The following is a 9,037-nucleotide window of genomic DNA, read 5'->3' as shown; positions in this document are numbered from 1 at the left end:
GCCCCGGGATGATCTCGATGAAGCTGTTTGCTACGCCGATGAAGGGCTTTTCAAAGTCCTCGTCTTTTAGCCCGGTCGCTCTTAGCAAGCTTCTGTGCGGCGCACGCGTATAGCCTTTTTTGATGATGTTGCTTCTCAAATTTGATCCTTTTAGTGGAATTTGAACGATTTTATCGAATTTAGCTTTAAAAAGCTTAATTTAAATCAAATTTGAGTATATTTAAACTCTTTTAAAATAAGGGTAAAAATGCTTTTTAACTCATTTGCGTTTATAGTTTTTTTCTTACCAATTACTTTTGGGGTTTATTTTATTTTAAATAAACTCAAATTCGTTCAACTCAGTATCTTTTGGCTCACGGTCGCTTCGCTATTTTTTTATGGATATTGGAATTTTATTTATATCCCGCTTATTTTATGTTCTATTACGTTTAACTTCTACGTCGGTCATCTGCTTTGCAATCACCCTTCCCGCAAAAAACTTATTTTATGGGCGGGCGTCGCGGCAAATTTAGCCCTACTGGCCTACTACAAATACACCGATTTTTTGATAGCGAATTTTAACGGAATTTTTGGCGCCGACGTACCTTTGCACCACGTTATTTTGCCTCTTGGCATCAGCTTTTTTACATTTACGCAAATAGCGTTTCTAGTAGACTGTTATCACGAAAAAGTAAAAGAGCCCAGCTTCCTTCGCTACGCGCTTTTCGTTACGTATTTCCCGCATCTTTTAGCCGGTCCTATCATACACCACGCCGAGATGATGCCGCAGTTTGCAAATTTACGTTTAAAGCGCATAAACTATAAAAATTTAAGCATCGGACTTTTTTTATTTTCGATCGGACTTTTTAAAAAGGTCGTAGTGGCCGATTTTTTCGCTAGATTTGCCCTTCACGGTTTTGACGTGTATACGACTCTTAGCATGAGCGAGGCATGGATCACGAGCCTTAGCTACACTTTTCAGCTATATTTTGACTTTAGCGGTTACACCGATATGGCGATCGGCATTTCATATATGTTTAACATTGTTCTACCGTTAAATTTCAACTCCCCCTACAAAGCGCTAAATATCCAAGACTTTTGGCACAGATGGCATATGACGCTCTCGAGATTTTTACGCGACTACATCTATATCCCGCTAGGCGGCAACCGCAGAGGCGAATACCGTACCTACGCCAACGTTTTTGCAGTATTTTTGCTAGGCGGACTTTGGCACGGAGCGGGTTGGATGTTTATCATCTGGGGCGCGCTGCACGGACTAGCGATGATGGTTTGTAGATTTTACGGCGCGCATTTTCGCCCTATGAATAAATTTTTAGCTTGGTTTATAACGTTTAACTTTATAAATATCACTTGGATATTTTTCCGCGCCAGAGACCTAGATAGCGCAATGAAAGTGCTAAAAGGCATGTTTGATTTTAGCTCGGTTAAGATAAATTTTAACTACTTAGAGTACATAAGCAACTCTCTGGGATACAATCAAATAAATTTTATGGAAACACCGCAAATAGCCATGGGTACGTTCTGCGCTATTATGGGTATTACGCTTTTTGTTATGATTTTTGGGCGAAACTCGAACGAAATGGCCGCTAGAGCAAAATTTGGCTTTCTTACCGCACTGTTTACGGCATTTTTGCTTGCTTTGGTTTTTGCTTTTAGCTCCGGTGCGCAGGAGTCACCGTTTTTGTATTTTAACTTTTAGGATTAAATTTGAAAAAATATAAAATTTTTCTTTTGACGCTTCCTATTTTGACGCTAGTTATGATCGCGTTTTATATGGCGTTTGCGATGTTTCTCATCAGGGTTTCGTCGGCTCATCACTACGCATATAAAAACTACCTCATCTCAAACACGACTGAACAAAACCGTATCATCGTCGAAAGCGGCTCAAACTCCTATCACGGTATCAACTCCCAGATGCTTGAAAAGCACTTTGGCAAGCTGGTTATAAATTTAGCCGATCACGGCGGTTATCCGCTACGCCACAGACTCTACCGAGCGGCCAAGCTAGCGCATAAAGGAGATATTTTTATCCTACCTTTGGAGTACAGGTACTACATCAACGATGTTCCGCCCGATACTTATTACTACGGACTTTTTTTTGAGATTCACCATTTTTACGACTATTTACCGTTTTTTGAAAAGCTAAAAACTATCTCGCAAATCCCGTTTCAAGCATTTATAAACGCGCTAATAAGAGACTATAAAGAAATAGCGGCATTTGAGATAAATTTCGATAACTTTATCAACAAAAAACCTCAAGCCGTGCATGATTTTTCGCCGGATTTTAAAAACGGCGAACGCGGCGACTACAAATACATCGGCAAAGTAGAAGAAGCCAAAGACACGCAGATGGCGTGCCAAAAATACATATTTTTCACCGATTTTTCAGGCGGCAAAATCGGTATAAGCGATATTTTCAAAGAAAATTTAAATTTTATGAAAAAACTCGAGCGCGAAAAGGGGATCAAATTTATCTTTACCTACCCGGCCGTCGCAGGCGACGACTGCTACGACCTAAACTACCCGCACGCCGTAGATAATCAAAAATTTCTAAAAGACGTAAAAAAGCTCATCGAAGATAACGGCTTTGAGATGATCGGCGATTATAAAGATAGCTATTTTCCGCGTAAATTTCTGCACGACACGTGGTTTCATCTAGTGCCCGAGGCCAGAGATATGCGCACGCAAAAGCTAATCGAAAATCTCGAAAAGTCAAAATACGCAAAAGAGCTACACGCGAAGTAAAATTTAATATTTGCTAGCGAGCGTAAATTTGAGTTTTTGGTTTATGGCTAGATCAAATTTGAGTAATTTTTACTCACCGCTATAATTTTTCGAACTAGAATTTAAAGTAAATTTAACACAGGTTTTTGAAATAGGAAACCCAAATTTGACGTAGAAAAATATGTAAATTTGAGCCCGAAAGCTCAAATTTAAGCTCAATGCAGAGATTGCTTTGCGCTTATAAAAGGCTAGAGCGATTCTGGTCACTCTAGCCTAACGAAGATAAAATCAATCCGCTACTTTCATCGCGCCGCCCGCGCCCAAACCGCCTTTTACGGTTTGCATTTTGTAGTTTCTGACGGCTTCTATTAGGTTATTCATCGAGTCGGTGAAGGCTGCTACTATGACTTTGCCCTCAGGCGTGTTGGCGTAGGCCCCAAGTCCTCCGCCTACCTTACTACCAAATAAGCCTCCAAGTCCTGCAAAGTCCGTGTTTCTAGCGCTTCCCTCGGCTGCCGCTAACTGTACGCCCGAGCGATTTTCGATGAGGGTTAGAACAGTGCTCACGTCGCTCGTGCTAAACCCGCCGGCTACGGTACCTGCAACCGAGCCGAAAAATGCGCCGACAACGCCACCTAGTCCGCTAGTATTGCTCTCGCTAAATGTTATCGTAGGAGTTAAGGTATAGTCCGCGGCGACCATCTGACCTTTTTTGAAATTTGAGTTCTTTCTAAGCTCGCCCGACTCCATCAACGCGCGCTCTTCTAACATTTGGTTAAATGCCTTGCTACGCTCGACGACTACGAAGCAGTTTGACTGCTGAGCTAGGAGCCTAAGAACCGGGATAGTAGATGTTAGTTTGTACTGCCCGGTTACGACGGAGTACCAGTCGCTATTTCTATCCTCATAAATCGTAACCGTACCCATAGACTCGGTACATCTGGTTAGTCCAGAGTTAGTATTGTGCGCGCTTGAACCCGCAGCTGAGCCAGTAGCCGTCGTTTTAGCCCCAGGCGATCCCATACTCATCGACGACATACAACCCGTCAAAAGAAAAGGCAAAGCCAAAGTCGCAATCTTCGATGCGTTAAAAAACGATTTTTTCATTTATAACTCCTTAGATAAATTTACAAAATTGTAATATATTTGCGCTAAAAATTTACTTTATTTTAAATTTGATGTTATAAAATGATTTAGAAATAACCAGAAAGGATTTAACATGAAAAAACTTGTTTTAATCGCTCTTTTTACAGCGTTTTGTTTAAATTTGGCAAACGCTTACGACCGTTATTCAAACGAATCTTTAATAGTCATCCCGGATAACAGCTACAAATACAAAAAACGCCGCCACCGAGATAGATACGACGACGACGTAGTGATATATATGGACCCTCCGTACGGCGGCTACAAACAAACCGACCGAGGCAGAGACTACCGCGACAAACTAGTCGATCAGTACATAAAAAACAATAACATAAAAAAAGGCGGCTCGAGCAAATCGGACGACCGAAGCTACGAGAGAGGCTATGACGACGGATATGATGACGGATACCGCGACAGACGCGATGATTATTACTATTCGCCTCGCCCGCAAGTAGGCATCCGCGTTAGATAAATTTGACGCCCGTTCGACGCCAGCCGTCAAATTTGATCGGCGGCGAAATTTGATTTACGAATTTGATTTACAAAAAGGAAAATAATGCTAACCAACCCCGTCGTGATCAGTATCCTAGTGATGACTGCGCTTTGTTTGCTGAGATTTAACATCCTGCTTTCCATCCTCGTCTCCGCCCTAGTCGCGGGTCTCATCTATCACGGCGGATTTGCCGGCGTAGAGGCGTTTTTTGGCGCGCTAACGGCCACTACATCGACGTTGATAACGGGCATGAAAGGCAACCTAGAAACCTCGCTCAGCTATATCTTGCTAGGCGCTCTCGCAGCCGCGATAGCCAACACGAACCTAACGGCGATCCTCATAAACGCCGTTAGCAAGGCTCTAGCGAAAACCAGCACCTATTTTGCTCTGATAATCGCCGCGATCGCGTGCTTTTCGCAAAATTTGATCCCGGTTCACATCGCTTTCATCCCGATTCTCATCCCGCCGCTTTTGCCGCTGATGAACCGCCTAGGCATCGACCGCCGAGCCGTCGCGTGCGCGCTAACTTTTGGACTAAAGGCGCCGTACGTGAGCCTTAGCGTAGGTTTTGGCCTTATCTTTCACGGCATCATCAAAAAAGAGCTCGCAAACAACGGCGTAGAAGTGCAGATGAGCGAGATCTCAAGTGTGATGTGGATCGGCGGCCTTTCTATGCTAGTGGGTTTGCTTTTAGCGGTTTTCGTCTTTTACCGCAAAAAACGCGACTACGCGCACACCAAATTTGAAACGAGCGAGGAGCAAGAGGCTCAGATGGCCGCAAGCCTAAAAATGACGAAAAAAGAGTGGGCGGTGCTAGGCGGTGCGGTAGCGGCGTTTGGAGTGCAAATTTATACCGAAAGTATGCCGCTTGGAGCGCTTTTAGGACTGCTAGTTATGGTGGTTTTCGGCGGTATCGAGTACCGCAAAATCGACAAAATCATGGACAGCGGCCTAGCGATGATGGGCTTTATCGCATTTATCATGCTCGTCGCCGCGGGCTTTGGCTCGGTTTTACGCGAGAGCGGCGGTATAGAGCAGCTGGTGAGCTTTGCTAGCGCGGTCGCCGGCGGCAAAATAGGCGGCGCGATCTTGATGCTGGCTATCGGCTTGCTCGTTACTATGGGTATCGGCACGAGCTTTGGCACGATACCGATCATCGCAGCGATCTACGTGCCGTTTTCGCTTTCGCTAGGATTTTCTCCGGCGGCGATCATCCTACTAGTTGGTATCGCGGCGGCTCTGGGCGATGCGGGCAGTCCTGCTAGCGATAGCACGCTAGGGCCTACGAGCGGCCTAAACGCCGACGGACAGCACAATCATATTTACGATACGTGCGTGCCGACGTTTATATTCTTTAATATACCGCTACTAATCGGCGGCGTTATCGGAGCGATGATTCTCTAAATTTGGCGGCTCGTCTTTTTCCGCTATACGGCGTTGAAATTTAAATTTTAAGCTCGGCAGACTATATGTCTAGCCTACGCTTAAAATTTAAATTCCGCCTTGTCTAGCGAAAAAATACTTTGCCTTCACTTTTTACGCTCAAATTTGAAGCGAGATTACAAATTTCTCTTTTTCATCATTACCTTCTACAACACTAAACTAAAATCAAATTTAAAATTTGGAACGTCTTTTGCTTAAGTCATCTTAAAATTCACTTTTCAAAAAGGATAAAGCTATGATGAGATCACTTTGGTCGGGCGTTACGGGACTACAAGCTCACCAGATCGCTATGGATGTTGAGGGTAACAACATCGCTAACGTCAACACAGTCGGATTTAAATACAACCGCGCAAATTTCGACGACCTTATCTACCAAAATTCGCGTATCGCTACCGCACCGCAAAATCAGCACGGCGGCGTAAATAACATGGAAGTTGGCCTAGGTACGCAGATAAACTCCACTACGAGGATTTTTAAGCAAGGCTCGCTGCAAACCACCGACAAACAAACCGATATCGCGCTTCAGGGCGATGGATTTTTCATGGTGAGCTCCGACGGCGGCAAAACCACCTACTACACCAGAAACGGCGACTTTTCAAGAGATAGCGAAGGTAACTTCGTCGATAACGGCGGCAACATCGTACAAGGCTGGATGAGAGACGAGGAAACGGGAGAGATAGATCCTACTAGACCTATCGGCGATATAAAGATCCCAGTCGGCCTAACCGTGCCTGCTCGCGCTACGACAAACATAGCGCTAAAAGGAAACTTGGACAGCGGTAACGACGTAGGAAATAAAAAAATACCTATCTACAAACTAGATCAGCATCACAACGGCGTAGATTTAGATAACGACGGAACGATAGCCGGTAGCGAAGTACACGACGAAAATAACGTCGGTGCAAATAGATTCTACGTAAATAAAAACGGCGAACAAAGGATGACTGAGCGCGGAGCCGATTTAGGAGTATTGTTTAATAGCAACGGCGATGCATATAACCTAAGAGACGCCCAGGGAACCGGCGGACAAGGTATATGGGCTAGCTATGCGGATGCAAAAACCAATGCGCTAAATTTAGGTGCTGGCACAGACGGTACTTTTACTAGCGCAAAAACTCTAAATATAACTTTAAACGGAAAAAATATAACAGGTAATAACATACGAACTATCGGTCAATTAGCCGGCATAATAAACGGTAAATATAGCGAAACCGGCGTAGAAGCTAGCGTAGTACAAGGTAATAAACTAGTACTAACCAATAGAAACAATCTTGGCACTACGGCAAATATGAAAAATATAAAAATGACCTTAAATACAAGTGGACCTGCAGATGACACAGGCTTAACTAAAATAAATATAATAACCGCATATCAATATGTATATAATAAAACACACGTATCTACTACGCATGCTTATGACGATACAAAAGAAAGAGAAGTAACCACAACCGAAGATTTACGCGAAGCTATGCAAAGAGATGCAAGAGAATTTACAAACTATACCCATGAGCAAAACCCAGCTGCTCTACCTCCGACTCTAGCTCCGACTCTAGCTCCGACCAACGAAAACAAAGGCGTAGAAGTAACGGTAAACGAACACGGACAGTTTCAGTTTAAAAACCCGGAAATGGCAAATGCTAAGGACATGAATATCGCCGTAACAGGCTTAACTAACGCTACCAAAAACGTAACCGAAAACGTCAAATTTACCGCATCTATGGCGCCAATTTCAGGATCTTTAAGCGCAGGCGGAGCAATAAGAGTAACAGATAATCTAAATATGGCGGCTCACAGCTCAAGCACCGATCTTTACGATAGCTTGGGCACAAAACATAACGTAAAAATGGACTTCATAAAACGCGGCTACACCGAAAACGGCGGAACAGAGTGGACGATGGTTATCCAAGTAGCGGAACCAAACTCCATAAATACCGTAGAGCCTAGAAACGTAGTAACAGGTTATGTGAGATTTAACCCGGACGGCTCGCTAGCGACATATAGCCCGGCTAGCATTACCTTCGGCGCGCAAAACGGTTCGGCTATCGGCCAGCACATCGAGTTAAAATTCGGTACTACGCAGACCACCGACGGACTAACGAGCACCGATAATAACTCAAGCACCGCAGACATCAGCCAAGACGGCTACGCTAGCGGCGAGCTAAACGGTATCAGGATAGATCAAAGCGGAACGCTCGTGGGATCATTTACGAACGGCCGAAGCCTAGGACTAGCGCAAGTGGGCGTAGCTAAATTTGCAAACAATCAAGGCTTAGCCGGCGAAGGCGGAAACCTCTTCTCACGCACGGCAAACTCCGGCGATCCGATCATCGGCGCTGCTCAAACGGCCGGACGCGGTAAAATTTCGGCCTCAAGCCTTGAGATGAGTAACGTCGACCTATCTCGCTCGCTAACTCAGCTTATCGTCGTACAGCGTGGCTTCCAAGCTAACTCAAAGACGATCACGACTAGCGACGAAATGCTAAACACGCTGCTTCAACTAAAATAATTTATTTCTTCGGGCTTTAGTTTTGTCTAAAGCCCTTTTTATTCATTTTTAGCTAAATTTACCGCTAAATTTAACTAAAAGAGTCAAAAATGCAAGTAACGCTTCTAAACTACACCCCGCTAAACATCTGCTCGCACGCGATCCGCACGTGCTGGCAAAGCTTCGAAAAAGGCGATAACGGCGGCGAAAAAGACGTTGAGCTCATCGAGCGCGTCGGCAATAAATTTAAACATGCCAGCACGCTAGAGCACCTCTCCTACAACTTCTACATCCAAGGCATCTCGCGCGCCCTGCTGCAAGAGCTAGCCCGTCACCGCGTGGCGAGCCTCAGCGTCAAATCAACGCGTTACACGCTAAAAGAGCTAAAAAAAGAGCTCAAATTTGAGCTTGGCGACTTTGAGCGGGCGGCGAGATTTATAGTATTAACGGGCGACGAAACGGTCGATAACGCAAGCGTCAAAGCGCTAGAAAACCTGCGCGAAATCCTAGCAAATACGACAAAAAGCCTCGATATCGTCAAATACTGCCTGCCAGAGTGCTACAAAACCGAGCTCACGTGGAGTGTAAATGCGCGCAGTTTGCAAAATTTCCTCTCGCTTCGCAGCTCAAAATCAGCTCTTTGGGAGATCAGAAACCTATCGTTAAGGCTTTACGAGTCGCTGCCGCAGGAGCATAAATTTATATTCGAGGATCACGTAAATCAAGATCTCGAGCTAAAATAATAGATC

8 protein-coding genes are annotated in these 9,037 nt (G+C 44.6%); 6 read left to right on the top strand and 2 right to left on the bottom strand.

The window, feature by feature from the left end; genetic code table 11:
- Nucleotides 1-139, bottom strand: a 139-nt coding sequence (locus Q0386_RS05120) for a hypothetical protein (RefSeq protein WP_299028001.1), incomplete at its 3' end; no start/stop codon positions are given.
- A 108-nt stretch (nucleotides 140-247) separates the two neighbouring features.
- On the opposite strand from Q0386_RS05120, the gene Q0386_RS05115 reads away from it, so the two are divergent.
- Together Q0386_RS05115 and Q0386_RS05110 are read left to right on the top strand one after the other, a co-directional pair.
- Nucleotides 248-1,699: an MBOAT family protein gene (locus Q0386_RS05115; RefSeq protein WP_299027998.1), complete on the top strand. Its 1,452-nt coding sequence runs from the start codon at nucleotides 248-250 to the stop codon at nucleotides 1,697-1,699.
- A gap of 8 nt (nucleotides 1,700-1,707) precedes the next feature.
- The gene (locus tag Q0386_RS05110; RefSeq protein WP_299027995.1) at nucleotides 1,708-2,745 is read left to right on the top strand and encodes a hypothetical protein; all 1,038 of its coding nucleotides are present in this window, start codon (nucleotides 1,708-1,710) and stop codon (nucleotides 2,743-2,745) included.
- 267 nt (nucleotides 2,746-3,012) lie between these two features.
- Here the strand turns inward: Q0386_RS05110 and Q0386_RS05105 are convergent, their stop codons facing one another.
- Entirely contained in the window at nucleotides 3,013-3,831 is an 819-nt protein-coding gene (locus Q0386_RS05105; protein WP_298057662.1) for a CsgG/HfaB family protein, read from the bottom strand.
- A gap of 112 nt (nucleotides 3,832-3,943) precedes the next feature.
- On the opposite strand from Q0386_RS05105, the gene Q0386_RS05100 reads away from it, so the two are divergent.
- From Q0386_RS05100 to thyX, 4 genes are all read left to right on the top strand, one after another.
- The gene (locus Q0386_RS05100; RefSeq protein ID WP_009494763.1) at nucleotides 3,944-4,339 is read left to right on the top strand and encodes a hypothetical protein; all 396 of its coding nucleotides are present in this window, start codon (nucleotides 3,944-3,946) and stop codon (nucleotides 4,337-4,339) included.
- An 84-nt stretch (nucleotides 4,340-4,423) separates the two neighbouring features.
- Nucleotides 4,424-5,764, top strand: coding sequence for a Na+/H+ antiporter NhaC family protein (locus tag Q0386_RS05095; protein WP_299027988.1), 1,341 nt, complete (start codon nucleotides 4,424-4,426; stop codon nucleotides 5,762-5,764).
- 274 nt (nucleotides 5,765-6,038) lie between these two features.
- Nucleotides 6,039-8,309: a flagellar hook protein FlgE gene (gene flgE / locus Q0386_RS05090; protein ID WP_299027985.1), complete on the top strand. Its 2,271-nt coding sequence runs from the start codon at nucleotides 6,039-6,041 to the stop codon at nucleotides 8,307-8,309.
- A gap of 89 nt (nucleotides 8,310-8,398) precedes the next feature.
- Complete coding sequence (gene thyX / locus Q0386_RS05085) at nucleotides 8,399-9,031, top strand: FAD-dependent thymidylate synthase (protein WP_299027982.1); 633 nt, start codon at nucleotides 8,399-8,401, stop codon at nucleotides 9,029-9,031.
- The last annotated feature ends 6 nt before the right edge of the window (nucleotides 9,032-9,037 follow it).

The organism is uncultured Campylobacter sp., assembly GCF_938045625.1.
Taxonomy (GTDB): domain Bacteria; phylum Campylobacterota; class Campylobacteria; order Campylobacterales; family Campylobacteraceae; genus Campylobacter_A.
Note: the sequence above shows the minus strand (reverse complement) of the source record. Positions and strands in the feature narration are given on the sequence as shown.